The organism is Enterobacter sp. LM3, assembly GCF_046622475.1.
GTDB classification, from domain to species: domain Bacteria; phylum Pseudomonadota; class Gammaproteobacteria; order Enterobacterales; family Enterobacteriaceae; genus Enterobacter; species Enterobacter cloacae_P.
In genome coordinates, this window is sequence record NZ_JBJURN010000010.1 from 116,212 (window position 1) to 141,268 (window position 25,057).

General features: G+C 55.0%; 17 protein-coding genes. 7 read left to right on the forward strand and 10 right to left on the reverse strand.

Annotation, left to right across the window (positions count from 1 at the left end; genetic code table 11):
• Positions 1-102 precede the first annotated feature (102 nt).
• From ACJ9N4_RS12995 to ACJ9N4_RS13010, 4 genes are all read left to right on the forward strand, one after another.
• The gene (locus tag ACJ9N4_RS12995) at positions 103-1,239 is read left to right on the forward strand and encodes a lactonase family protein (RefSeq protein WP_395122481.1); all 1,137 of its coding nucleotides are present in this window, start codon (positions 103-105) and stop codon (positions 1,237-1,239) included.
• Positions 1,240-1,258: 19 nt separating this feature from the next.
• Positions 1,259-3,169 (forward strand): BglG family transcription antiterminator, encoded by a 1,911-nt coding sequence (locus ACJ9N4_RS13000; RefSeq protein ID WP_395122483.1) that lies wholly within the window; start codon positions 1,259-1,261, stop codon positions 3,167-3,169.
• Positions 3,170-3,246: 77 nt separating this feature from the next.
• Positions 3,247-3,489, forward strand: a complete 243-nt coding sequence (locus ACJ9N4_RS13005) for a type II toxin-antitoxin system RelB/DinJ family antitoxin (protein ID WP_182919308.1) — start codon at positions 3,247-3,249, stop codon at positions 3,487-3,489.
• Entirely contained in the window at positions 3,479-3,763 is a 285-nt protein-coding gene (locus ACJ9N4_RS13010) for a type II toxin-antitoxin system RelE family toxin (protein WP_182919309.1), read from the forward strand. Before ACJ9N4_RS13005 ends, ACJ9N4_RS13010 begins: the two co-directional genes overlap by 11 nt.
• 3 nt (positions 3,764-3,766) lie before the next feature.
• On the opposite strand, the gene nrdG is transcribed toward ACJ9N4_RS13010, so the two are convergent.
• The 6 genes from nrdG to ACJ9N4_RS13040 form a co-directional block, all read right to left on the reverse strand.
• Positions 3,767-4,231 (reverse strand): anaerobic ribonucleoside-triphosphate reductase-activating protein, encoded by a 465-nt coding sequence (gene nrdG / locus ACJ9N4_RS13015; RefSeq protein ID WP_395122485.1) that lies wholly within the window; start codon positions 4,229-4,231, stop codon positions 3,767-3,769.
• A gap of 141 nt (positions 4,232-4,372) precedes the next feature.
• Positions 4,373-6,511, reverse strand: a complete 2,139-nt coding sequence (nrdD, locus tag ACJ9N4_RS13020) for an anaerobic ribonucleoside-triphosphate reductase (RefSeq protein ID WP_182919311.1) — start codon at positions 6,509-6,511, stop codon at positions 4,373-4,375.
• Between the two features lie 390 nt (positions 6,512-6,901).
• Positions 6,902-7,483, reverse strand: coding sequence for a fructose PTS transporter subunit IIA (locus tag ACJ9N4_RS13025; RefSeq protein ID WP_182919312.1), 582 nt, complete (start codon positions 7,481-7,483; stop codon positions 6,902-6,904).
• 1 nt (position 7,484) lies between these two features.
• Positions 7,485-9,185, reverse strand: a complete 1,701-nt coding sequence (locus ACJ9N4_RS13030) for a sugar phosphorylase (protein WP_182919313.1) — start codon at positions 9,183-9,185, stop codon at positions 7,485-7,487.
• On the reverse strand, positions 9,182-11,800 hold the full coding sequence (locus ACJ9N4_RS13035) for a glycoside hydrolase family 38 C-terminal domain-containing protein (protein WP_182919314.1): 2,619 nt from the start codon (positions 11,798-11,800) through the stop codon (positions 9,182-9,184). Before ACJ9N4_RS13035 ends, ACJ9N4_RS13030 begins: the two co-directional genes overlap by 4 nt.
• A gap of 10 nt (positions 11,801-11,810) precedes the next feature.
• The gene (locus tag ACJ9N4_RS13040) at positions 11,811-13,208 is read right to left on the reverse strand and encodes a PTS fructose transporter subunit IIC (RefSeq protein ID WP_182919315.1); all 1,398 of its coding nucleotides are present in this window, start codon (positions 13,206-13,208) and stop codon (positions 11,811-11,813) included.
• A 178-nt stretch (positions 13,209-13,386) separates the two neighbouring features.
• Here ACJ9N4_RS13040 and ACJ9N4_RS13045 point away from each other — a divergent pair, with 178 nt between their 5' ends.
• Positions 13,387-14,046, forward strand: coding sequence for a MurR/RpiR family transcriptional regulator (locus ACJ9N4_RS13045; RefSeq protein WP_182273551.1), 660 nt, complete (start codon positions 13,387-13,389; stop codon positions 14,044-14,046).
• Between the two features lie 8 nt (positions 14,047-14,054).
• Here ACJ9N4_RS13045 and ACJ9N4_RS13050 read toward each other — a convergent pair whose 3' ends face one another.
• The 4 genes from ACJ9N4_RS13050 to treR form a co-directional block, all read right to left on the reverse strand.
• Positions 14,055-14,801 (reverse strand): oligogalacturonate-specific porin KdgM family protein, encoded by a 747-nt coding sequence (locus ACJ9N4_RS13050; RefSeq protein ID WP_182273552.1) that lies wholly within the window; start codon positions 14,799-14,801, stop codon positions 14,055-14,057.
• Positions 14,802-14,949: 148 nt separating this feature from the next.
• On the reverse strand, positions 14,950-16,605 hold the full coding sequence (gene treC / locus ACJ9N4_RS13055) for an alpha,alpha-phosphotrehalase (protein WP_182919316.1): 1,656 nt from the start codon (positions 16,603-16,605) through the stop codon (positions 14,950-14,952).
• Between the two features lie 51 nt (positions 16,606-16,656).
• A complete protein-coding gene (gene treB, locus ACJ9N4_RS13060) occupies positions 16,657-18,075 on the reverse strand; it encodes a PTS trehalose transporter subunit IIBC (RefSeq protein ID WP_182919995.1) in 1,419 nt (472 codons plus the stop codon).
• A gap of 128 nt (positions 18,076-18,203) precedes the next feature.
• Positions 18,204-19,151, reverse strand: a complete 948-nt coding sequence (gene treR / locus ACJ9N4_RS13065) for a trehalose operon repressor TreR (protein WP_182273554.1) — start codon at positions 19,149-19,151, stop codon at positions 18,204-18,206.
• A gap of 387 nt (positions 19,152-19,538) precedes the next feature.
• On the opposite strand from treR, the gene mgtA reads away from it, so the two are divergent.
• Both mgtA and ACJ9N4_RS13075 read left to right on the forward strand, forming a co-directional pair.
• Complete coding sequence (gene mgtA, locus ACJ9N4_RS13070) at positions 19,539-22,247, forward strand: magnesium-translocating P-type ATPase (RefSeq protein WP_411500535.1); 2,709 nt, start codon at positions 19,539-19,541, stop codon at positions 22,245-22,247.
• Positions 22,248-22,444: 197 nt separating this feature from the next.
• Positions 22,445-24,820: a beta-N-acetylhexosaminidase gene (locus tag ACJ9N4_RS13075; protein WP_411500536.1), complete on the forward strand. Its 2,376-nt coding sequence runs from the start codon at positions 22,445-22,447 to the stop codon at positions 24,818-24,820.
• Positions 24,821-25,057: the final 237 nt, after the last annotated feature.

The window sequence follows — 25,057 nt, forward strand, 5'->3', positions numbered from 1 at the left end:
CCCTAACCCTCTCCCAAAGGGAGAGGGAACATTTCCCCCCCTCTCCCTTTGGGAGAGGGCTGGGGTGAGGGGAACAAACCGCACACACCTGAAGGAGCCACCATGCACACCCGTAATCTGCTTGTCGCTTCACTCTCTTTACTGGCTACTGCTGCTGTCGCCCAGACGCAGTACGCCTGGGTCGGTACCTACAATCCCAATGGTGAAGGGCTGTACCGCTTTACCGTCGACCCGCAAACTGGCGCGCTCGGCAGCAAAACGCTGGTGAGCAAGCTGCCGAACGCCGCGCAGCTCACTGTCTCGCACAACGGTAAAACGTTGTATGTGGCCAGCGAAGTGGAGCAGGGGGTGGTGCAGGCGCTGCGCGTGGGGGATAACGGGGAGTTGAGTGAGCTCAATCAGGTGGCGTCCGGTGGTGCGGGGCCGGTTTATCTCTCCCTGACGCCGAACGGGCAACATCTGCTGGTGGCGAATTATGTCAGCGGTTCGATTGCGGTTCTGCCGATCAAAACCGACGGCAGCCTGGGTGATGCCACGGATAAACATCAGGATCAGGGCGAGCCGGGTGCGGCGAAACCGGAGGCGGCGGTGGAAGGGAGTTTTGCCATCAGCGATCATAACGGCCCGCACGCACATATGATCGCCGCCGATCCGCGCGGGAAATACGTTTTTTCCACCGATCTGGGGCTGGATCGTATTTACCAGTACCGCTTTGACGATCGAAGCGGGAAGCTGACCCCCAACGATCCGCCGTTTATCCGTGCCTCTTCAAAAGGAGCCGGGCCTCGTCACTTCGTCTTTACACCGAAAGGTGATGCCCTGTGGCTGATTAACGAAGAGGCCTCCACGCTGACGCACTATACGCTGGATGCCAGCGGCAGGCTGAAAGAAGGCAAAACCTTCTCCGCGCTGCCGGAAGGTTATAAAGGCACCAGTTTTGCCGCCGGGCTGGCATTAAGTGCCGACGGCAGGCAGCTGTATGTGGCTAACCGTTTGCATAACAGCATCGGGCACTTTACCGTAAAAGAGGATGGCACGTTGCGGCATCAGGACGATGTCTGGACGCGGGGCGATTATCCGCGAACCCTGACGCTCGATAAGCAGGGGCGCTGGCTGTATGTCATGAACCAGCGCAGCGACAACATTACCCGTTTCCGCGTGGCGCAGGATGGAAAACTGAGCTTCGAGCCGGGTTATACCCCGGTCGGCAGCCCATCCCAGATGGTTATTTCACCCTAAGTAGTAAGAGGACAACGACGTGCGATTCCCGAACCAACGTTTAGCGCAACTTTTCGATCTGTTGCAAAACGAGACGCTGCCGCAGGACGAGCTGGCGCAGCGTCTGTCGGTCTCCACGCGAACCGTCCGCGCTGATATCACCGCCCTGAACGCGCTGCTGGCGAGCCACGGCGCACAGTTTATTTTGAGCCGTGGCAATGGCTACCAGCTCAAAATTGACGATGCAGAGCGCTACCAGCAGCTCCAGGAGTCTCACCCGCGCGCGTTGCGCATTCCCCGGACGGGGCCGGAGCGTGTGCACTATCTGGTGGTGCGTTTTCTCACCTCGGCGTTTTCCCTCAAGCTGGAAGATCTGGCTGACGAGTGGTTTGTCAGCCGCGCCACGCTGCAAAGCGACATGGCGGAAGTGCGCGAGTGGTTCCATCGCTACCACCTGACGCTGGAAACCCGCCCACGCCACGGCATGAAGCTGTTTGGTAGCGAGATGGCAACCCGCGCCTGTCTGACCGATCTCCTCTGGGAGCTGGCGCAGCAGGACAGCCTGAACCCACTGGTGACGGAAGTTGCACTCAACGCAGGTGTACCTGAGCAGATGGTGAGCGTGCTGCATGACGCGCTCACCCGCCACCATATCCGCCTGACCGACGAAGGTGAACTGTTCCTGCGCTTGTACTGTGCGGTGTCGGTGCGTCGCATCAGTGAAGGCTACCCGCTGCCGGAATTCCATGCGGAAGGTGTGGAAGAGAATGTACGTGAAGCGGCGAAGGATATCGCGGTGACCATCCAGCAGCTGGCAGGTAAGGCGCTTTCGCCTTCAGAAGAGAACTGGCTGTGCGTACACATTGCGTCGCGACAGATCCAGGACATCGCCCCCAGCGCCATCAATGCCGATGACGACGAAGCGCTGGTTAATTACATCCTGCGCTACATCAACACCCACTATAACTACAATCTGCTCAGCGACGAGCAGCTGCATGCGGATTTGCTGACACATATTAAAACCATGATCACCCGCGTGCGGTATCAAATCATGATCCCCAATCCGCTGCTGGATAACATCAAACAGCACTACCCGATGGCGTGGGATATGACGCTGGCGGCGGTGTCGAGCTGGGGCAAATACACGCCGTATGTGATCAGTGAAAACGAAATTGGCTTCCTGGTGCTGCATATCGGGGTTGGTCTTGAGCGTCACTACAATATTGGTTACCAGCGTCAGCCGCGCGTGCTGCTGGTGTGCGATGCTGGTAACGCGATGGTGCGAATGATTGAGGCGGTGCTGCAGCGTAAATATCCGCAAATTGAGGTGACGCGTACCCTTACGCTGCGCGAGTACGAGCAGGCCGGGTCGATCAGCGAAGACTTTGTTATCGCCACCGCCCGCGTGAGCGAAAAGTCCAAGCCGGTGGTGATGATCGCCCCGTTCCCGACGGACTACCAGCTGGAGCAGATCGGCAAGCTGGTGCTGGTGGACAGAACCCGTCCGTGGATGCTGGACAAATACTTCGACGCGGCCCATTTCCGCATTATTGATAAACCCATTGACCAGCAAACGCTGTTCCGTGAGCTGTGTGAGCAGCTTGAAGACGAAGGTTTTGTCGGCGCGGAATTCCTGGGCTCCGTCGTCGAGCGCGAAGCCATCGTCAGCACCATGCTCGGTGATGGTATCGCGCTGCCGCACTCCCTCGGGTTACTGGCGCAGAAAACGGTGGTTTACACCGTGCTGGCTCCGCAGGGTATTCCGTGGGGCGATGAAACTGCGCACGTCATCTTCCTGCTTGCCATCAGTAAAAGCGAATACGAAGAGGCGATGGCGATTTACGACATCTTCGTGACATTCCTGCGCGAACGCGCCATGTCACGGCTGTGCGGTTGCGGGGATTTTGCGGAGTTTAAGACCGTGGCGATGGAGAGTTTGAGCCGGTTTTGAGAGGCGTTATCCAGAATTCGATGTAATGCGAATGTAATGCTAAACTGCATTACATCTTTGTCATTACTGGAGGCATAATGGCCACGCTGAACGTCCGTCTGGACGACAAACTTAAAAATGAGGCTTATGCAGTGCTGGAAAAACTCAATATCACCCCAACCGAAGCTGTAAGATTACTGTTTCAGTACGTCGCAGAGACGGGGCGTATGCCGGTGAAAACGGTGACCATTAGCGACGGTGAAGACGCATTGATTCAGACAGTCCGGGAGCGACTGGCTAATCCACAAAAAGGAATTAAGGTTAGTCTGGATGACTTATGAGTTGGAATTCGACCCTGGAGCGCTAAAGGAGTGGCATAAACTGGGCGATACCGTGAAAACCCAATTTAAGAAGAAATTGGTCGATGTACTGGTGGATCCCAGGATCGAATCCGCCCGTTTACATGGGCTGCATGATTGCTACAAAATTAAGCTTAAATCATCCGGCTACCGTTTGGTCTATCAGGTGCGGGATGAGGTTGTGATGGTGTTTGTTGTTGCCATAGGCAAACGAGAGAAATCAGCCGTTTATCATGATGCAGATAAACGGCTATAGCGTTTAACGCAAATGATGCACAACCTGGTTACTGCTGCCGCGCCAGATAAGCGCCGGGTCTTTTAAATCCTGCACAAACTTGCCGTCGACCAGCACGTTAATCAGATCCACTACTTCCATCTGCTGCGCATTCAGCTCATCCAGCCTGTAGCCTGTCCAGACCCAGATGTCCTTTCCTGCACACTCTCTGCGAATACGTTTTACCAGCTTCAGGATCTCCGGCACGTTTTGCGGGTGAAGCGGGTCGCCACCGGAGAGTGAAATCCCCTGGCGGCGAATGCGCGTGTCGTTCAGGTCGTTGATGATCCGGTCTTCCATCTCTGCAGTAAACGGCATGCCTGAATTTAAGCGCCAGGTGCTTTTGTTGTAGCAGCCGGGGCATTCGTGAACACAGCCAGAAACAAACAGGGTGCAGCGGGTGCCGGGGCCGTTGACGATGTCGACGGGGTAGTACTGGTGGTAATTCATAGTGTTAACCTGATGCCCTTACCCCGGCCCTCTCCCACAGGGAGAGGGAGAAAACCGGCGTCCGGCATAACAATGTGCTCGATCGGTTCCCTCTCCCTTGAGGGAGAGGGGGAGGGTGAGGGGGAGAACCTGGCAAAGAACTTACCCGATCTGCCCATTCCCCAGATGTTTCACGCGGCGTTTCACCTCTTCCTGCTTACCGGCGTTAAACGGACGTGCATCAGGGCTGCCGAGATAACCACACACGCGGCGAGTCACGGAAACGCGCGAGGCATCATGGTTGCCGCATTTCGGACAGGTGAATCCTTTGCTGGTGCATTCGAACTCACCGGTAAAGCCGCACTCGTAGCACTCATCGATAGGCGTGTTCGTACCGTAATACGGCACGTGCTGATAGCTGTAATCCCACACGTCTTCCAGCGCTTTCAGGTTGTGCTGGATGTTTGGGTACTCGCCGTAGCAGATGAAACCACCGCTGGCGATGGGCGGGTAAGCAGCTTCAAAGTCGATCTTGTCGTACGGGTTAACTTTTTTCTCGACGTCGAGGTGGAAGCTGTTGGTGTAGTAACCTTTGTCGGTCACCCCTTCAATGATGCCAAACTCTGCGGTGTCCAGGCGGCAGAAACGGTCGCACAGGTTTTCGCTCGGGGTGCTGTACAGGCTAAAGCCATAGCCGGTTTCATCTTTCCACAGGTCAACCGCATCGCGCAGGCGCTGCACGATAGCGACACCTTTTTCACGCAGCGCATCGCTGTCATACATATGCTTGTCACCAGACAGCGCGTTGATGGTTTCGTGAATGCCGATATAGCCCAGCGAGATAGACGCACGGCCATTTTTGAAGATCTCAGAAACGTCATCGTCTGCTTTCAGACGCACGCCGCAGGCACCTTCCATATACAGGATTGGCGCAACGCGCGCCTTCACCCCTTCCAGGCGGGCAATACGGGTCATCAACGCTTTACGTGCCAGCAGCAGACGTTCGTCCAGCAGCGTCCAGAAGGCCGCTTCATTACCTTTGGCCTCCAGCGCGATGCGCGGCAGGTTAAGGCTGATCACGCCCAGGTTATTACGCCCGTCGTGGATCTGCTCGCCGTTTTCATCCTCGTACACGCCGAGGAAGCTGCGACAGCCCATTGGCGTTTTAAACGAACCGGTGACCTTGACCACCTGATCGTAGTTCAGGATGTCCGGATACATACGCTTGCTTGCGCACTCCAGTGCCAGCTGCTTGATGTCGTAATTCGGGTCGCCAAACTTGTGGTTCAGACCGTCACGAATGGCAAACACCAGTTTTGGGAATACCGCCGTTTTGCGGTTCTTGCCAAGACCAGAGATGCGGTTGCGCAGAATGGACTGTTGGATCAGTCGCGATTCCCAGCTGGTACCCAGGCCGAAACCGAAGGTGACAAACGGCGTCTGGCCGTTGGCGGTGTGCAGCGTGTTAACTTCATACTCCAGCGACTGGAATGCGTCGTAACACTCTTTTTCGGTGCGCGAATGGGCATAGCCGTCGGCATCCGGGATTTGCCACTCTTCCGCCGTTGTACGGTGCTTGTTGAAGCTCGCGCTGACAAACGGCGCAAGCACTTCATCAATGCGGTTAATGGTGGTGCCACCGTAAATATGGCTGGCGACCTGGGCGATAATCTGCGCCGTTACTGCGGTAGCGGTGGAGATGGATTTTGGCGGTTCAATCTCGGCGTTACCCATTTTAAAACCGTGGGTCAGCATCCCTTTCAGATCGATCAGCATGCAGTTGAACATCGGGAAGAACGGCGAGTAGTCGAGATCGTGGTAGTGGATCTCGCCGCGCTCGTGCGCGGAAACGACGTCGCGCGGCAGCAGGTGCTGACGGGCATAGTGTTTGGCAACAATACCCGCCAGCAGGTCACGCTGGGTCGGGATGACTTTACTGTCTTTGTTCGCATTTTCATTGAGCAGGGCGGAGTTGGTCTGCTCTACCAGACCACGAATATCCTGGTTCAGACGACCGCGCTTCTCACGCTGAATGTCACGATCGTGGCGATACTCAATGTAGGCGCGGGCCAGCTGCTTGTAAGGCCCCGACATCAGCTGGTTCTCAACGGCAGTCTGGATCTCGCTGATATCAACCTGGCTGCGTGTATTCATCTGGCTGCTAACGACTTCTGCGACGGTGGCGCAGTAATCTGCGTCATCGACTCCCGCTGCTTTAGCTGCACGCAGAATGGCTTCTTTGATGCGCTCTGATTTAAACGGCACTTTACAGCCATCACGTTTCATCACATGCGGTGTCATGATCACTCCATTTTAAAAACAGGTTATCCACAGAGGTGGAGAAGATTGCGCCGGGCAGATTTTCAATCCGCCCCGCTATTTCCCTCGTTCCCGACACTTGTTATCCACAATTCCGGGGAGCAGGGTCGCCGTCTTGTTGTTGGAATAGTAGACGATAAATACAAGATGTTGGGTCGGCGTGCATTTTAAGTGCTACATATAGTGATTTGCATCAAACTTGTTTGCGATTTTTTTGATTCAGAACAAAGTAAAAAAGGGAGAGTACAGATGACAAGCGTTACAGGCTTTGTAAATTCCTTGCGTCAAATTTTGATTAATTTTTCAACAAAATCATCAGCTCAGCGCAGGTTGCGCTGAGCCTGGTTTTGACTGACAGGTGTGAGTTCTGCGTTACAGGTGACCGGCCCAGCTTAGCCCGGCGTTGATCAGCGCCACTGCGGTGATGATGCCAAGTATCACCGGAACCAGTGGGTTGTTAGCCGGTGCGGCAGGCATTGCAGGTGGTACAGGCGCTTCCTCCTCACTCCCTAAAATGGACAGCACCTCTTCGCGGGTGCTTGCCGCGAGAAGGTTACTGCGCGTTTCGTCATCAGTGAGGGAGGTCGTCAGCGTTGTCAGAAGCTGCATATGGGTGCTTCCCGCTTCACGGGAAGGAATGGCCAGCAGGAATACCATTCTGACCTTTTCGTCGCCCTCCAGCCCGGGCCATGTGATGGGCTCTTCAAAAAGTGCAACACAGAAGGCCGCCTGGGCGACAGATTCTGATTTTCCATGCGGGACGGCAAGCTCTTCACCGAGCGCGGTAGGGCCTTCGCTTTCGCGATGTAAGACACTATCAATAAACGCGTGCTTATCGTGGATCACACCCCGTCTGGCTAGCGAATCTGACATGTGCCTGATGAGCGCTTCCGGCGTGCGTGGCTCGGGGTTGATAAAGATGAAATCAGCGTGAGTCAGCGTGAGTAAATTCATTTTATGCCTCCAGGGGTGAGTTAACCTGAACCCACAGTGTCTGCCAGCCTGCAAGAATGCACCTGCCGGTAAACGGTTTGTTTGTCACGAGATCGATACCTGACACCGGTAACGAAAGCGGCTGCGGGGTTCCCGTGACGTTGACGACACAATAGAGGGTTTCGCTTTCTTGTTTATTCTGGCGTACCACACCAAAGAGCGAGTCCTCCAGCGGCAGGACACGCTGCCCGGCGTGGGGCGAAAAGGCCGGATGCTGCCGCCGTATCTGTAACAGTTTCGTCAGTTCGCCATAGATGCGGGCACGCAGGCTCTGTGGGTCGATAAGCTCACTGTGCAGGCGTGAAAGATCCAGCTTTTCGCGATTGATACGCCGGTTAATGCCAGAGGCGCGCAGCCCGGCAACATCATTTTCACTCCCGAGCAGGCTGTGGTAATAAATTGCCGGAACGCCCTGTAGCATGAATAAAATCGCATGTGCGGCGCTGAAGCGGGCTATCTGTGAGTTCTGGCTTTCGCCGGGTTCGCTTAACGCACTCAGATAGTTGATGTTGAGTTCATACGGCGACTGGCTACCGTCAGGATCCGTTTTCCAGGAAATACGTCCTTCTTTGCGTTCCACTTCACTGATCAGAAAGTTTTTTTCCTCTGCATCCAGCACATTCTCTACCGGGCGTAAACCAATACCGTCATGGCTGGCCAGGAAGTTGAAAAATGTGCAGTTGCCAGGAAGGGGGTCGGCTTCCAGCGTTTTTGCCCACTGTCTCAGCCAGCGAGCATTGCCGCGTAAAAATGCATGCAGCGTCAGCGGAGGCAAGGGGAACTGATAGACCATGCTTGCTTCATCACCGGCACCAAAGTAACGGATATTCTCCTGATGCGGGACGTTGGTTTCCGTAATGAGCAGGCAATCGGGGAACGTTTTATCAAGAATGGCTCGCCAGAGCTTAATGATTTGGTGCACCTGTGGAAGATGAATACAGCGGCTATTTGGCTCCTTCCAGAGAAAACCGATAGCATCCAGACGGATCGCGCGTGCGCCACGGGCGGCATATTCCAGCAGGATCGCAATGCTCTCCAGAAGGACTTCCGGTTCACGGAAATTCAAATCTATCTGATCGGCGCTAAATGTTGTCCAGATATGAACCTTTTCCCCGCTTTTACGTGTAAATGGCGTGAGTAGCGGTAACGCCCGGGGACGCGTCACCTGATGGTAATCGCCCTCCGGGTCGGCATTCAGGAAAAAATTCTCGTAGCGGGCATCACCGTTCAGATACCCTTTAAACCAGGTGCTTTCCCGGGAGATATGGTTGATAACGAAGTCGAACATCAGATTGAAATCTTTTGCCATCGCTTCGACGTCCTGCCAGCCGCCCAGTTCAGGGGCTATTTGTCGGTAATCTTTGACGCTAAACCCATCATCGGAACTCCACGGATACATAGGCAGCAGGTGGATGTCACTGATCCTCTCTTTCAGCCACGTCTGTGAAAACCGGTGCAGTACGTTAAGTGCCGGTGCGCCTGGTGAGGTCATACTGTCACCATAAGCAATCATCCAGACGCGGGTTTGGTCCAGCGGAACCGGGGTGTGTTGACCAGACTCCCATTGTTTGCAGAGTTGGAGAATTCTCTCGCCGGTCACAGCGGGATCCTGATGGGGATACAGCTGCGTGAGTGTTTCGTTAATCAGAGGGGTAAGAGTCATTGCGGATCGTTACGCTCCGTGTAAGCAATAAGAAAATCACAGCTACTGGAAGGCGGGATCATGGTTTGTGTGGGGACGATCTCTTCCAGATAGTTGACCTGTGCAAGCGCTGTAAAACAGGCCGGAACGGGCACCGGCTGGTCACCGGCGTTAAAAAGACGCACGAGGGTGCCGTTCACCGTTTGGGCATGTGGCAGAGCGGAAAGTATGAGCGGCTCGGGGACGTCCAGAAGCGAGAAATAACCCGGCAGCGAGCGCGTTTTTATGTTTAATGTGAACCGCTCAAGACGGTTATCCAGCGTATGCAGCGTTTGCCGCTGCCAGGTAAAGGGTTGGCCAATAGCCTGTTTTTCCCGTTTCCGTAACGTGGCGTGCTCTGCGTTGTCTGCCAGCGACAGGGCAAAAGAAAAGTGCAGCGGTTTGAGGAGCTGTGCGTCCGGTGTTTCAACAATGGTGTTATTGATCCCCGAGGCACGGCCAGGTCGCCAGGCAAGATCGTCGCGGCCCAGCACCCCCGTGGCTTTAAACAGCGTCAGTGCAATGTGGGCGGGTTCTGTTCCGTGGAGCTGAAACTCTTTCATTCCCTGGCTGTTAATGATCAGCGCTTTACCTGCGTCTTCAACAGCAATAATCCCCTCACTGGTTTCGATATCCACGGGAAATTCCCGGTACTGCTGACGCCACCGATCGTTTTTCACGCCAGCCTGACGGCGGATGATCGAAAAAGGCTGCGAGGCAAGGGTGTGCCGCGTCGTGATATCGCTGTTGATCAGCAAGCGCAGACGGTGATCGCAAACGGTGTTCTCCAGATCTATCGCGACATATAAATGAGGATCGTATTTGCGCAGTTCACACTGCAGCCGCACGGACAGCGTTTTTGTTGCGCCTCCCGCGCGAGCTGCCAGATCCACGGGTAACAAGAGTTCCGTTTCTAACGTCATTCTTTCGATGAGCTGACACTTCTGGCAGTCAAGAAGCCTGAATTGAGCAGTGTATTGAGGCGTATCGCCCTTCAGTGGGGAGAAGTCGTAGCTGTCGCCTGCGTCGGCGCAGTCTTCGAACGTGAACAGTTTTTCAATCCGCCTGCCGCTATGTTTATCTTCCAGAGAGAGATAACCCGCTTCGATTCGCAGCCTGCTCGTCTCGTTTTCAATAACGGTATCCTGGACGGTATGTGCCCAATCGCTTATGCCCGGTGCTTCTGCTACGGTGACGGCCATATAACCGAGAGCGGGTAAGTCCGGCATATCCAGCGCGATGTTCCAGCGGTAATAGTCGGGTAATACGATCTCTTTTTCACCTTCAGGCGTCAGTTGAACAACCCGCCCACCAGGGAGGGACTGCCGGTCGAGAACGCTGAACGCCAGAGGCTGGTGTTGGTACCGTAGCGCAAGGGTATCGCTGCGGCTGTATACCGTGGTATTCACGACGCGTGACGCCTTATCCGCACTGGTATTCACAACCAGTAGCTCACCTTCCTGGCAGCACGCCGAGCCCAGTTCTTTCACCACCAGATTCCACAGGCTGTGGCAAAGCTGCTCGGTTTGCTCGAGGCGATGAGCAATATCACGGTTGGTGGCATCGCTATTACAACCGCCAATGGAATCGTGAGCATGGCAGCGCAATAGCTGTTTCCAGATGCGATCGACCCATTCCAGATTGACGTGAATACCGTGATGACGCGCTAACGCAATCGTGGGCTCCAGCCGACGCAGGATAAATTGTTCAATATCGTAATTTTTCTTTTTGATGTCATAACGGACGGAGCCGATCGTTTTGTGAATGCGCGTATAACGAGGGGATTTCAGTTCACCTTCCCAGCGCTCAAAACCGCCTTGCCGCTGTCGCAGGAGCCCGACGTAGTGCTCCAGCGAGCCGATCCGGTACTGGTCATTTTCTGGTGAGTGCTGGCTCGCCGTGCGCAGAATACCGGGTAAATCAGGATCGATATTGACCTGATCGCCGCCGCTGGGCAGTAATAAATGTTCCAGCCCGGCGCGCTGGCGAAGCGCATTGACGAGCGGGTAAATTTTGCCATGCAGGTGTTCAGCATCGGCGCTGATATTTTTTGCTGCGCCATAGCCAAATGCCATCGCGCAGGCGATGATTTCGGCTCCTGAGGGGGCTCGCCAGATAAACTGACTCTTGCTGGCCTGCTCGTCGTGGTTAATGCCGCGCCAGAATACAATGTTATCAATGCCGCAGCCGCGTAGCAGGGTCGGCATTTGTGCATTGTGGCCGAACGTATCCGGCAGGTATCCCACCATCATGGCATGGCCATGTTCCCTCGCGGACAACATACCGTATTTCAGGTTGCGAATAATTGACTCGCCGTGAACGTTGTAGGTATCGGTTTGCGAATACCACGGTCCAATAAACAGACGCTTGTCGCGTACCAGTGTATTCAGGCGCTGGCGATATTCGGGGTTAATGCCCAGGAAATCCTCAACGACGGCCATTTGCCCATCAAGGTGGTAGCAGGTATATGACGGATCTTGTTCGAGCGTGGCAATCACTTCAGCGAAATTGTAAGACGCCAGAATGTTGCTGTCCTGGAGCGTGAAATACCACTCCTGATCCCAGTGCGTATGTGCGACGACGTGGATGTGACTCATCTTCCTGTCCTTACTTCGCCATTCGTGGGCTGGCATAGAGAACGCCCAGCGCACAGACCAGTGCACCAGTGAAAACGCTTAGCAGATATCCCGTGACGTTGGTTGCCAGCGGCCATCCCCATATCGCCGGAAGTGGCAGGGTTTGCTTCACTCCCAGTGCGATAGCCAGCAGTGCGCCGGACATTGCGCCAGCCATGAAGACGGGGATCAGCCGTGGGTTTTTCAGAATGAAGGGGATCGCACCTTCTGATATGCCGATGAAACCCAGCAGCAATGATGTGCTGCCCACTGTTTTCTCTTCACTACTGAACACGGCAGGAAGGCCGAAGCGCCCGTTCAGAAATGCGGCGATACCTACACCAATGGAAGGAATAACAATCGCCAGCTCTCTGGCGGTTAAATCAAAGGTTTCACTGACGCCATTCAGACCCAGCGCCACGGAACCGGCGGCTTTATTCACCGGGCCACCCAGGTCAAAAGCGGTGCCTGCGGCGATCATCGCGGAATAGAAACCGCGCCCGGTATCCCCGGCGGAAGTAAAGAATTCAACCATCAGCTGGTTGAGCGCACCAAAAACAGGGTTAATCAGGTATTCCATCACCATCACCAGCGTAATACCGGTAATCAGCGGCACCATTAACATGGTCTTAATCGTTGTAAGCTGTTGGCGAACCTGAATGGTATCGTTAAGCCAGCGCACCAGATAGCCGACAAAAAAGCCGATACCTATCGCGCCAAAAAAGCCTGATGGCATAAACCCTTCAATGTCAAAGAAGCGCTTGTAAACCTCATCAGACATGATGCCGCCAATCAGCCCGGGGATCAGCGCAGGCTTACCGGCAATTGAAAACGCGAGATACATGGCAAAAACAGGGTACATAAATTTAATGGTCATGAACCCAAGCTTATCCAGCACGCTAAACGGCGTGTGTTCGATGCTGATAAATTGCCCGGTAATTTTCGCCGTCGCCATCAGCAGGCCACCCAGCACAACAACCGGCAGCATGTAGCTGATGGCGGCCATGATATGGCCAATAAAGATTTGGTAAGCGGAGCGGCTGCTTTCAGCGTGGTCTTCAATGTGCGTGACCGTTTTTTCCATTGCCAGCGCCTGGCGCAGGTAACGATCGGTATGCCTGATAAGCTCCTGGGTGCGCGTTTTCAGGTGCGGCACATGGTCGAAACGCTCGGCGTCCTGAAGGGGAACGTCGGTGGCGAGAATAATGGCACTGGCGCTGGCGATATCGTGGGCCGACAGTTTGTTCTTAACACCGTCGCTTCCCTGGGTTTCGACTTTGACATCAATACCCTTTTCTTTCGCCCATGCTGTAATTTTATTGGCAGCCATAAACGTATGAGCGATACCGGTAGGACAGGCCGTCACGGCAACAATTCTTTGTTTAGTCATGGTGATAATTTCCTCAAAGAGAATTGAGGCGATTATAAATACAAATAAAAACAACCCTTAACGTTTGCTGATACTAATTGCGTACCGTGATACTCATTTCCGTAATATGTGATTCTCCTTCCAGAGAAGAAAACGGTTCTTTGTTAATATTAAATTATATTTTTTATGAGAGCGAAATATGAATTCTTTCCAGGGAAGTGAACGATTAATATTCGAGTATATTCAACACCATGCACATGATATTTCTACTATCTCAGCGAAAGCGATCGCGCGAGATACCTTTACCACGACAACATCTGTTAACCGGGTGTGTAAAAAAATGGGGTATAATAGTTACACTGAACTACGATACAAATTTTTACGCGATCAGTTAACGGCGACACCTTCGTGGCCCGTTACGCTCACTGGTGAAGATAATATTGTCACGCAATTATCTGAACTGTTACTGCACTCCAGCCATATTTATTTATATGCACGGGGTGCATCACTGACTAGCCTGAATTATTTATCACGGTTTTTATCTCTGGCAAGTTTACCACATTTAATTCTTAATGATGTGCATCAGCTAACGCGTGTTTCCAGAGGAACACTGGTACTGATCAGTAAGTCAGGCGAGACACAATCGTTAATTGAAATGGCGCGTAACGCGTTGCGTAAAGGGTTAAAGATTATCGCGATAACTCGCGAGGGATCTACGCTGGCGTCGGTATCTACGTTGTGCTGGCCTCTGGAAATCAACATAAACGCGATCTCTTTATATCAGCGGGAAGGCCAGCTGGAGCTGCTGAATGCTGTTGACCGCATCGGCTGCTGGTTGCTGCAACACGATGCGGCATAGCCTCAGGCTTAGAGTTGCTTAACGACGCCCAGTCGAATGGCGTAATCATTTTCATGATTACCATCATCATTGATATAGGTTTTATCCAGTGAGACGAGTTCAACGTAAGGCGTCCAGCCATCATCGAGCTTATAGTTGAAGGATACGGTATGTTCCCAGTAGGTATCGTCGCCAGTGCCCTGGTCAACACCGTCCTGATAGCGGAAGCGTGGGTTATAGGACATACCGAATTTACCGATATTATAAGCGAACCAGAGATCGAACTGATGTGATTCACGGCGTGTATAACCGCTACCGTCTAATTCTCTGTCGCTGTGTGCATCATTAACGGTGTTATAGCGGTAACGTGCGGAGAGGTTCAGACCATTATCGAATGATTTCCAGCCCTGAATAAAGGGACGATAATGGGTATTACTGGCTGTGAATACGGTGACCAGACCGGGAGCCACGGCATAACCATTACCCAAATCAAAGCGCCAGCGAGTTTCTATTTCCTGAGCCGCTTCTGTTACCCCTTTATCATCAGAGTTGTATCTGTCGGTATCACCAAAAAAGGTGTCATTGTGGTTCTGTGCGGCTTCAACGGAGAAATAAAAACCGTTATCTGCCTGATGCATAACCTTAATACGGGAATCATTAACATCAGAACTGGTGTTATGACCAAAACGAAGATCTACAGACGTATTTCCACACCATCCCTGACCACTAATAAGCAACGCACTCATACAACTTGCTTTAATAATTAAATTCTTCATGATGTCCTGCCGATGTTATTAATATTGACAGTGACATTTTTATTTTAATTATTACGATCTGTAAAAGTTATTGTCATACATTCAGCGTATCGTTATACACTTTAAATAACAAAGAGATACAAAGTCCTTTTTGTATCTCTTGTGGTTTTTAAGCTTGTTGCCACCACACTGCTTCAAACGGCCGTAGCGTCATTGCTTGTGGGCAGTTCGCCGTCTCTCCGTAATTGCTGATCATCACCTGCCAGTCGCCACTGACGGCTTCTGGTCGCCATTCCTGGCACTCCCGGCTGAGGTTGGCAACCACCACCAGGGTTTGCCCCTGCCACTGGCGGCGGTAGCACCACAGGGAAGGGTGCTCAGGTAGCAGATCCTGATAATCTCCCCACGTCAGTACCGGCAGGGTTTTGCGTAGCGCAATAAGCGACTGATAGGTGTAAAACACCGAGTCAGGATCGTCCAGCGCCGCGCGGGCGTTCACAGTTTCGTAATTATCGCAGACACCAATCCACGGCTCTCCCTCAGTGAAGCCCGCATTGTGCGAGGCATCCCACTGCATCGGCGTGCGGCCATTATCGCGGGACTTGCTCGCCAGAATGGCCAGTAACTCCTCAGGATCGCGACCTTTTTCCCGTAGTTCAGCGAACATGTTCAGGCTTTCCACATCGCGGTAATCGGTAATGCGGGTGAAGTGCGGGTTGGTCATGCCCAGCTCTTCGCCCTGGTAAATATACGGCGTGCCCTGCATCCCGTGCAGCACCATGCCGAGCATCTTCGCGGCCTGGGTACGGTATTCCCCTTCGTCACCAAAGCGCGAGACGATGCGCGGCTGATCGTGGTTACACCAGAACAGCGCATTCCAGGCTTTATTGTGCATACCCTGTTGCCAGTGGCGGAAGAGGGTTTTCAGCGCCACGTAGTCCGGCTCTGCTTTCGTCCACTTTTCACCGCCGGGGTAATCAACCTTCAGGTGGTGGAAGTTAAAGGTCATCGACAGCTCGCGCCCGTCCAGTGACGCGTATTGCTGGCAGTTTTCCAGCGAGGTTGAAGACATCTCACCCACCGTCATCAGGTGACGCGGGGTAAAGACGTCGCGGCTCATCTCCTGCAAATACTCGTGAATACGCGGCCCGTCGGTGTAGAAACGACGGCCATCACCTGCGTTGTCATTCGGGAAATCCTGGTCTTTGGAGATCAGGTTAATCACGTCGAGACGTAAACCGTCGACACCGCGATCGGCCCAGAACTCGCAGACCTTTTTCAGCTCTGCACGTACGGCCGGGTTTTCCCAGTTGAGATCGGCCTGCTCAGGTGCGAACAAGTGCAGATAATACTGCTCGCTTTCGGCGTGCCAGTCCCAGGCGTTGCCACCAAATTTGGAGCGCCAGTTGTTGGGTCGCTGTTCTGGTGTACCGTCCCGCCAGATATAAAACTGGCGGTACGGGCTCTCTTTTTTCAGCGATTCGCGGAACCAGGCGTGCTGCGTCGAGGTATGGTTGAACACCATATCCAGCACGATGCGAATACCGCGTGCGTGCGCCTGGGCGACCAGCTCGTCAAAGTCATCCAGCGTACCGTAGGCCGGGTCGATGGCGATGTAGTTCGCCACGTCGTAACCGTTATCTATCTGCGGGGAGATATAAAACGGTGTCAGCCAGATGGCGTCGATCCCAAGCGTTTTCAGATAGTCCAGGCGCTGCGTCACGCCGCGTAAATCGCCGGTGCCGCGCCCGGTGGTGTCCTGGAAACTCTTTGGGTAGATCTGATAGATGACACCGTTCTGCCACCACTGAGGAAGGGTATTCATAGTACGTTCCTGCAAATGCGAAGGGGCGCAACTGCGCCCCGAAAGATGAAGTTAAACAATCTGCAGCGAGCCCTGACGGAACTTACGCTGGTAAACCACGGTAGTGAGCGCCATTGGGACAATAATCGCGATGGCCATCGCCAGGGCAAACACCTGCCAGTAGGTCGGCTGAATGGAGAGGATGCCCGGCAGGCCGCCAACGCCGATCCCGTTCGCCATCACACCGTTCAGGCCGCAGACCAGGCCCGCCAGACCGGAACCGATCATCGCGCAGAGCATCGGGAAGCGGTATTTGAGGTTGATACCGTACATCGCCGGTTCGGTCACGCCGAGGTAAGCAGAGATCGCTGCCGGCACGGAAATTTCACGTTCGTTATGCTTACGGCTGACCAGGATAATGCCAGTGACCGCTGAAGCCTGAGCAATGTTAGACAGCGCGATGATAGGCCAGACTGGCGTACCGCCCAGGCTCTGAATCATCTGCATATCAATGGCCAGCGTTGTCTGGTGTACACCGGTAATCACCAGCGGAGCGTACAGGAAGCCGAACAGGGCGGCACCAATTGGCGCGAAGCTGCCGGTCATCAGGTGACGAACCGCGAAGGCTACACCGTCGCCGATCATGCGGCCAAACGGGCCGATAAAGGCGTGGGCAAGGAAGACCGCAATAATCAGCGAGCAAACCGGCACGACCACCAGATAGAGGTAATCCGGCACGATGCGTTTTAAGCGGGTTTCAATAAAGCCCAGTGCCAGACCTGCCAGCAATGCCGGGATAACCTGCGCCTGATAGCCAACTTTGGCGATGGTGAACAGGCCGAAGTTCCATACTTCCGGTACCTGCTGACCAAGTAAGTAAGCGTTCATTAACTGTGGAGAGACCAGCGTAACGCCCAGTACGATACCCAGAATCGGTGTACCGCCCATTTTACGTACCGCTGACCAGCAAATACCGACCGGCAGGTAGAAGAAGATAGCTTCGCCAATCAGCCACAGGAAATCGTAAACCGTTTTCAGTGCGGGATACATCTGCGCCAGGGTTTTGCCGTCGCTCATCGGGACATCGCCGATGACGTTGCGGAAACCTAAGATCAGGCCTCCGCTAATCAGCGCGGGCAGCAGCGGGAAGAAGATCTCCGCAAAGTGGGAAATCAGCTGCTCGTGCCATTTCATGTTCTGGCGTGCGGCTTTCTTCGCCTGCTCTTTATCGGCAGAAGAGTGCCCGGTGGTTGCGAGCAGAGCCTGATAGTAATCGCTCACTTCAGTGCCGATAACGACCTGGAACTGCCCGGCGTTGGTAAAGCAACCTTTCACCATTGAAAGCTCTTCAATGGCTTTTGGGTTGGCTTTGGCCGGGTCGTTCAGCACAAAGCGCAGGCGGGTAATGCAATGGCTGACGGTCGCAATGTTTTCACGGCCGCCGACCAGGACGATCAGCTGATCGATATCTGCTTGTTTGACTTTACTCATCATGAAACCTCATGACAGATGGAGAGGGGTGTAATGACCTGAGCGCAAGCCTACTCCTTCCGCGTGATGGCGAAAATGGGAACGTTCCCGAAATCAGGCGAAGATCACAATAATCCGTTTAATGGCGTTTATGAAAGATGGGCTGGAATGACTATCTGACGCGGTTCCGTGCGGCCGTTGATCTGCTCGATCAACTGGGTTGCAGCCTGTCTTCCGGACTCGGCGTAACCGGGATCGACGGTGATAATCTCAGGATGAAGGAACTTCATCAGCGGCGTGCTGCCCACGCTGGCGACCTGTAAATCGTCGATACGGTGTTCCTGCAGGTATTTACTCGCGCCCAGCGCCAGGGTATCCGTGGCGCACACCAGCGCGGTGGTCTGTGGGGTTAGCACGCTGGCGACCTGCTCGTAACCCTGCTTCATGCCCAGCCCTGGCAGGGAGGCCACGGCAGAGAGGTTGTGCTTTTTGCAAAATGCCAGGTACGCTTCATGACGACGTTTGCCGGTGGTGACGTCTGCGTGCGGTACGCCAAGGAAACTGATGTGGCGATGACCCGCATCGTACAGGCGCTGCATCAGGGTAATAATTGCGCCCTCGTCGTCGTAGCAGACAGACGCAAATCCGCTGGCATCGCGCGCCAGCAGTACCAGTGAGGGTTGCCACGGTTTCAGCATCTCTTCCTGAATGCCGGTAAAACCAAACAGCACCACGCCATCAATGTTGCGGCGCTGGAGCATGCCCAGATGCTCTTCAACCATTTGCGGGGAGAACTGGCTCTCCATCATGATCGGGTCATACCCCTGCTCGTAAAAAGCGGGGAGCATGGTCTGAACGGCCAGGTTTTCCGAGAGTGAGTCCAGGCGCGAGACAATAATGGCGACCACTTTGTCACTCTGCCCACGCATGGCGCGTGCAGAGCGGGACGGGGAAAAGCCGTGCTGATTCATCACCGCCTCGACGCGTTCGCGCGTGCGTTCGCTGACACCACTTTCGTTGTTCAGCACGCGCGACACGGTGGATTTCCCCACGCCGCTTAAACGCGCGATGTCTTTAATCGTAAGGCGGTTCTGCATGCTGTATTCCCTGTAACAACGACAAAGTAGTGAATCAAGCCTTAATGCTATAGCGTGATTTCGCTATGGGCAAAGTCTGGTTTACGTTTGGTTTATTTGCGTGGTGCTATAATACCGCCCGAATGGTCACAAACGGTATGGTTAAATCCTTATACTGCGCGGCGACACCCTCATTTACTTACCGGAGGTTACATGGATCCCGATCCCACATCTCTCCTGAACGGGAGAATACGTTCTTTCCGGTAAGCCAGCCTTAAGCTGTCTCACCGGCGTGAGGCAGCAACGTCCAGACGTTCCTGCTTAAAAAAATAGAGTGCCTGTCAGGTACGGCTTTGCCACGCCTGCAGGAAATACTGTGTCCGCATTTGCGGATGCGGGGGAATGACTATGCTGAAAAATATCACCCGGCAGTTGCAAGCGCTGCTGGGCCGCCACCTGCCTCGTCGCCTGACTGAGCGCGACCCACTGCCTAACGCCAAAAACATCGCGGGGGCGGCCATTCCCGCCAGCCTGGCAGAACACTGCCTGAACGTGGCGGCGATGGATGAAAACGAAGTCTGGCGTGCCTTTGGTGGTCATCCGGAAGGGCTGAACGCGGCGGAAGTGGAAAAAATCCGCGCGGTACATGGCGACAACCAAATTCCGGCGCAAAAGCCTGCCCCATGGTGGGTTCACCTGTGGGCCTGCTACCGCAACCCGTTCAACCTGCTGCTGACGGTGCTGGGCATTATTTCCTACGCCACTGAAGACCTGTTTGCCGCAGGCGTGATCGCCCTGATGGTGGGGATCTCCACCATGCTGAACTTTATTCAGGAAGCCCGCTCCACCAAAGCGGCGGATGCCCTGAAAGCGATGGTCAGCAACACGGCGACCGTCTCCCGTGTGATTAACGATCTGGGTGAAAATGCCTGGGTTGAGCTGCCCATCGACCAGCTGGTACCGGGCGATCTGGTTAAACTCGCGGCCGGGGATATGATCCCGGCTGACTTACGTATCATCCAGGCGCGCGACCTGTTTGTGGCGCAGGCCTCGCTGACCGGTGAATCTCTGCCGGTTGAAAAGGTGGCGCGAACCCGCGACCCACAGCAAATGAACCCACTCGAGTGCGACACCCTGTGCTTTATGGGCACCACGGTGGTGAGCGGCACGGCGCAGGCAATTGTGACCGCCACCGGGGGCAACACCTGGTTTGGGCAGCTTGCCGGGCGCGTCAGCGAGCAGGAAAACGAGCCGAATGCCTTCCAGAAAGGGATTGGCCGCGTCAGCATGTTGTTGATCCGCTTTATGATGGTGATGACGCCAATTGTGCTGCTGATCAACGGCTACACCAAAGGTGACTGGTGGGAAGCGGCGCTGTTTGCGCTCTCTGTCGCCGTGGGCTTAACGCCAGAAATGCTGCCGATGATTGTCACTTCCACGCTGGCACGCGGGGCGGTAAAACTCTCTAAGCAAAAAGTGATCGTCAAACACCTGGATGCCATCCAGAACTTTGGTGCGATGGACATTCTCTGCACCGATAAAACCGGCACGCTGACCCAGGACAAAATTGTGCTGGAGAACCATACCGATATCACCGGCAAGACCAGCGATCGCGTGCTGAACAGCGCCTGGCTGAACAGTCACTACCAGACCGGGCTGAAAAACCTGCTCGACGTCGCCGTGCTGGAAGGGGTTGATGAAGGGGGGGCCCGCACGCTCTCTGGTCGCTGGCAGAAGGTTGATGAGATCCCGTTCGACTTTGAACGCCGCCGTATGTCGGTGGTGGTGAGCGAGCAGCCGGATGTACATCAGCTGATCTGCAAAGGGGCATTGCAGGAGATCCTCAATGTCTCCACGCAAGTGCGGTATAACGACGACATTGTGCCGCTGGACGACACCATGCTGCGCCGTATCAAACGCGTCACCGATAACCTGAACCGTCAGGGGCTGCGCGTGGTGGCAGTGGCCAGCAAAATTCTGCCTGCGCGTGAAGGGGACTATCAGCGCATTGACGAATCCGATCTGATCCTTGAGGGTTACATCGCATTCCTCGATCCGCCGAAAGAGACGACTGCACCTGCGCTGAAAGCGTTAAAAGCGAGCGGTATTACCGTAAAAATCCTCACCGGCGACAGCGAGCTGGTGGCTGCTAAAGTGTGTCACGAAGTGGGGCTGGATGCAGGTGACGTGGTGGTGGGGAGCGACATCGAGAACCTTTCCGACGACGACCTGGCAACACTGGCGCAGCGCACCACGCTGTTTGCCCGCCTGACGCCGATGCATAAAGAGCGCATCGTGACGCTGCTGCGCCGCGAGGGGCACGTAGTGGGCTTTATGGGTGACGGCATCAACGATGCGCCTGCGCTGCGTGCGGCAGACATTGGCATCTCCGTTGACGGCGCGGTGGATATCGCCCGTGAAGCGGCGGATATCATCCTGCTGGAAAAGAGCCTGATGGTGCTGGAAGAGGGCGTTATCGAAGGACGTCGTACCTTCGCTAACATGCTGAAGTACATTAAAATGACCGCCAGCTCTAACTTCGGTAACGTCTTCAGCGTGCTGGTGGCGAGCGCGTTCCTGCCGTTCCTGCCGATGTTGCCGCTGCACCTGCTGATCCAGAACCTGATGTACGATGTCTCTCAGGTGGCGATCCCGTTTGATAACGTGGACGACGAGCAGATCCAGAAGCCGCAGCGCTGGAACCCGTCCGATCTGGGCCGTTTCATGCTGTTCTTTGGCCCGATCAGCTCCATCTTTGACATTCTGACTTTCTGCCTGATGTGGTTTGTGTTCCACGCCAACACGCCTGAGCATCAGACACTGTTCCAGTCCGGCTGGTTCGTGGTCGGGTTGCTGTCACAAACGTTGATTGTGCATATGATCCGCACGCGCCGCATTCCGTTTATTCAGAGCCGCGCCGCGTGGCCACTGATTATCATGACGGGGATTGTGATGCTGCTCGGTATCGCGCTGCCGTTCTCACCGCTGGCAAGCTACCTGCAGCTCCAGGCGCTACCGCTGAGCTACTTCCCGTGGCTGGTGGCGATCCTCGCCGGTTACATGGTGCTGACGCAGATGGTGAAAGGGTTCTATAGCCGTCGATACGGGTGGCAGTAAAAACACCTTACCCCTCACCCTAACCCTCTCCCCGGACCGTACACACCCCAAAGGGGAGAGGGACGGGGTGAGGGGACTGGCTTTCCTCTCAAATTCAACAACCTGTGATCCTCGTCATGCCGTTTGCTTGACGACAATTTGTACGCATGTTAACAGAATGTTTTGCCTTACTTTGGCCCGTCAGATAAGGAACATTCATGTTACGGTACAGCCTCTTAACCGCCGGGCTGATGCTCGGCGCGTCAGCGTTTGCCGCTCCGGCAGGCGATCTCCCTCTGATGCCCTGGCCTGCGAAGGTTGAACGCCCTGTCACCCAGGGGACGCTGGTACTCAGCAACAACGTGTCCGTCAGCGTCAGCGGCGACGAACTCGACGATGCGGTCAACCGTCTGCGTCAGCGCGTCGCCCTGCAAACCGGCTGGACGCTGCAACCCCAGGGGGGAAAACCGACCATCCGTATAAAGATTGCCAAAAAGGTGAAGCCGCAGCCGCTGCCGGACAGCGATGAAAGCTATAAGCTCACGGTAGATGCCAGCGACGTCGATATCTCTGCCAATACCCGTTTCGGTGCGTTGCGTGCAATGGAGACATTGCTCCAGCTCATTCAGAATGGTGCGGAAAACACCTCGCTGCCCTGGGTGTCTGTAGAGGATTCACCGCGCTTCCCGTGGCGCGGCCTGCTGCTTGATTCGGCACGCCACTTTATTCCGCTGCCGGATCTCAAGCGCCAGATCGACGGCATGGCGGCAGCGAAACTGAACGTGCTGCACTGGCACTTAACCGACGATCAGGGATGGCGCTTTACCTCAAAACGCTATCCAAAGCTGACCCGGCTTGCCAGCGACGGGCTGTATTACACCCCGGAACAGATGCGCGAGATTGTGCGCTACGCCACTGAGCGCGGTATCCGTGTGGTGCCGGAAATCGACATGCCGGGCCACGCCTCGGCGATCGCCGTGGCATATCCTGAACTGATGAGCGCCCCGGGGCCGTATGACATGGAGCGTCACTGGGGCGTGCTAAAACCGGTGCTGGATCCGACAAAAGAAGCGACCTATGCCTTCGCCGACGCGATGGTCAGCGAACTGGCAGAGATCTTCCCCGATCCGTATCTGCATATCGGCGGTGACGAGGTGGATGACACCCAGTGGAAAGAGAACGCCGCCATTCAGAAATTTATGCGCGACAACAGGCTGGCGGACAGCCATGCGCTGCAGGCGTATTTCAACCGCAAGCTGGAGACGATCCTCGAAAAACATCACCGGCAGATGGTGGGCTGGGATGAGATCTACCATCCCGATCTGCCAAAAAACATCTTGATCCAGTCCTGGCAAGGGCAGGACGCACTGGGGCAGGTAGCGCAGAACGGCTACAAGGGTATTCTCTCGACGGGTTTCTACCTCGACCAGCCCCAGTCCACTGCCTATCACTACCGCAATGAGATTGTGCCGCAGGGGCTGAACGGCGTGGATGTCATTACGGATACCGACAGCCCTCAGAGCTGGTCTTTCACCATGTCGCGCCTGAAAGGCAAGCCGGTGGAAGGAAGCTTCACGCTGGTGAAAGGGGATTCTGGCTGGCGCGGGTTTATTGATTTCGCGGGTAAATCCCGTCGTGCGGTGCAGGATATTGCATGGCGTAATGACAACCAGGTGACCTTCACCGTCGATACCTGGATGGGGGAAACGCGCCCGGTCGTTTCTGTCGATAACGATACGCTGAGCGGCTATTTCCTGGTGGGTAACGCCCGTTATCCGATTAAGGGTAAACGTCTTGATGAGGTACCTAAAGGCATTCCGCCGGTGGTGCCGGACAGCGCCCATCAGGTCAACCTGCTCGGCGGTGAGGCCGCGCTGTGGGCGGAAAACGTGGTTGCACCGGTGCTGGATATCCGCCTGTGGCCGCGTGCCTTTGCGGTGGCGGAGCGGTTATGGTCGGCGCAGGACGTCAACGATGTCGACAACATGTACACCCGCCTGCAGGCGATGGACAGCTGGTCGACGGTATCGGTCGGGTTACAGCAGCATACCCAGCAGCAGGTGCAGTTCACGCGACTGGCGAACAGTGCCGACACGCTACCGTTGCAAATTCTCGCCCAGGCCGTTGAACCGGCGCAGTATTACACCCGTCAGCACCTGAAGTTCCAGGCCGGGAACTACCATCAGTTTGAGCCGCTCAACCGCTTTGCCGATGCGCTGAACGCTGAAAGTAACACCGTGCGCCAGATGAAAAAATGGGCGGAGCGCCTGGTGAGCGACGCGGAAGATGCTGAAAGTGCCGACGCGCTGCGCCACGTCTTTAACCGCTGGCAGAGCAATACCAGCGACGCGCTGGCGTTAAGTGAAAACAGCTACCAGCTGAAGGCCATCAAGCCGGTGATCCAGGAGGTGGATAAGCTGGCCTCGATTGGCCTGCGGCTGACGGATCTGGTGGCGCGTCAGGGGACGCTGGATGACAAAGAGATCGCCTCAATTCAGGGCGAGCTGGATAACGCGGCGAAGGTGCAGGATGAAGTGGTGATAGCGGCGGTGTATCCGCTGGAAACGCTACTCAGGGCGACGCGGAATCTGTAGCAGGCCACAAAAAAGGCAGCGCAGGCTGTAATGCCGATCAGTTAAGCACTGTGGATAATTCCGTTCACCTTACTATCCGCAGAAAATAATACGCTCACAACCTGTGAACGGGATAAGGGGGCCACCGCGGCCCCCTTATCAATCCCCGCGGCCCCGCGGAGAAATCGGTGCTTCGCACTGCGCTCACCTCCCGACCCGCTGCCTGCGGTCGGCTCGACTCAAGATTACTCGTCCCAT

Excerpts from the sequence above, each read along its gene's own strand:
- ACJ9N4_RS13075 (WP_411500536.1), top strand. The coding sequence starts at position 22,445 with ATGTTACGGTACAGCCTCTTAACCGCCGGGCTGATGCTCGGCGCGTCA.
- ACJ9N4_RS13010 (WP_182919309.1), top strand. The coding sequence starts at position 3,479 with ATGACTTATGAGTTGGAATTCGACCCTGGAGCGCTAAAGGAGTGGCAT.
- nrdG (WP_395122485.1), bottom strand. The coding sequence starts at position 4,231 with ATGAATTACCACCAGTACTACCCCGTCGACATCGTCAACGGCCCCGGC.
- nrdD (WP_182919311.1), bottom strand. The coding sequence starts at position 6,511 with ATGACACCGCATGTGATGAAACGTGATGGCTGTAAAGTGCCGTTTAAA.
- ACJ9N4_RS13005 (WP_182919308.1), top strand. The coding sequence starts at position 3,247 with ATGGCCACGCTGAACGTCCGTCTGGACGACAAACTTAAAAATGAGGCT.
- ACJ9N4_RS13045 (WP_182273551.1), top strand. The coding sequence starts at position 13,387 with ATGAATTCTTTCCAGGGAAGTGAACGATTAATATTCGAGTATATTCAA.
- treR (WP_182273554.1), bottom strand. The coding sequence starts at position 19,151 with ATGCAGAACCGCCTTACGATTAAAGACATCGCGCGTTTAAGCGGCGTG.
- ACJ9N4_RS13050 (WP_182273552.1), bottom strand. The coding sequence starts at position 14,801 with ATGAAGAATTTAATTATTAAAGCAAGTTGTATGAGTGCGTTGCTTATT.
- ACJ9N4_RS13025 (WP_182919312.1), bottom strand. The coding sequence starts at position 7,483 with ATGAATTTACTCACGCTGACTCACGCTGATTTCATCTTTATCAACCCC.
- ACJ9N4_RS13035 (WP_182919314.1), bottom strand. The coding sequence starts at position 11,800 with ATGAGTCACATCCACGTCGTCGCACATACGCACTGGGATCAGGAGTGG.
- ACJ9N4_RS13040 (WP_182919315.1), bottom strand. The coding sequence starts at position 13,208 with ATGACTAAACAAAGAATTGTTGCCGTGACGGCCTGTCCTACCGGTATC.
- treB (WP_182919995.1), bottom strand. The coding sequence starts at position 18,075 with ATGAGTAAAGTCAAACAAGCAGATATCGATCAGCTGATCGTCCTGGTC.
- mgtA (WP_411500535.1), top strand. The coding sequence starts at position 19,539 with ATGCTGAAAAATATCACCCGGCAGTTGCAAGCGCTGCTGGGCCGCCAC.
- treC (WP_182919316.1), bottom strand. The coding sequence starts at position 16,605 with ATGAATACCCTTCCTCAGTGGTGGCAGAACGGTGTCATCTATCAGATC.
- ACJ9N4_RS13030 (WP_182919313.1), bottom strand. The coding sequence starts at position 9,185 with ATGACTCTTACCCCTCTGATTAACGAAACACTCACGCAGCTGTATCCC.
- ACJ9N4_RS12995 (WP_395122481.1), top strand. The coding sequence starts at position 103 with ATGCACACCCGTAATCTGCTTGTCGCTTCACTCTCTTTACTGGCTACT.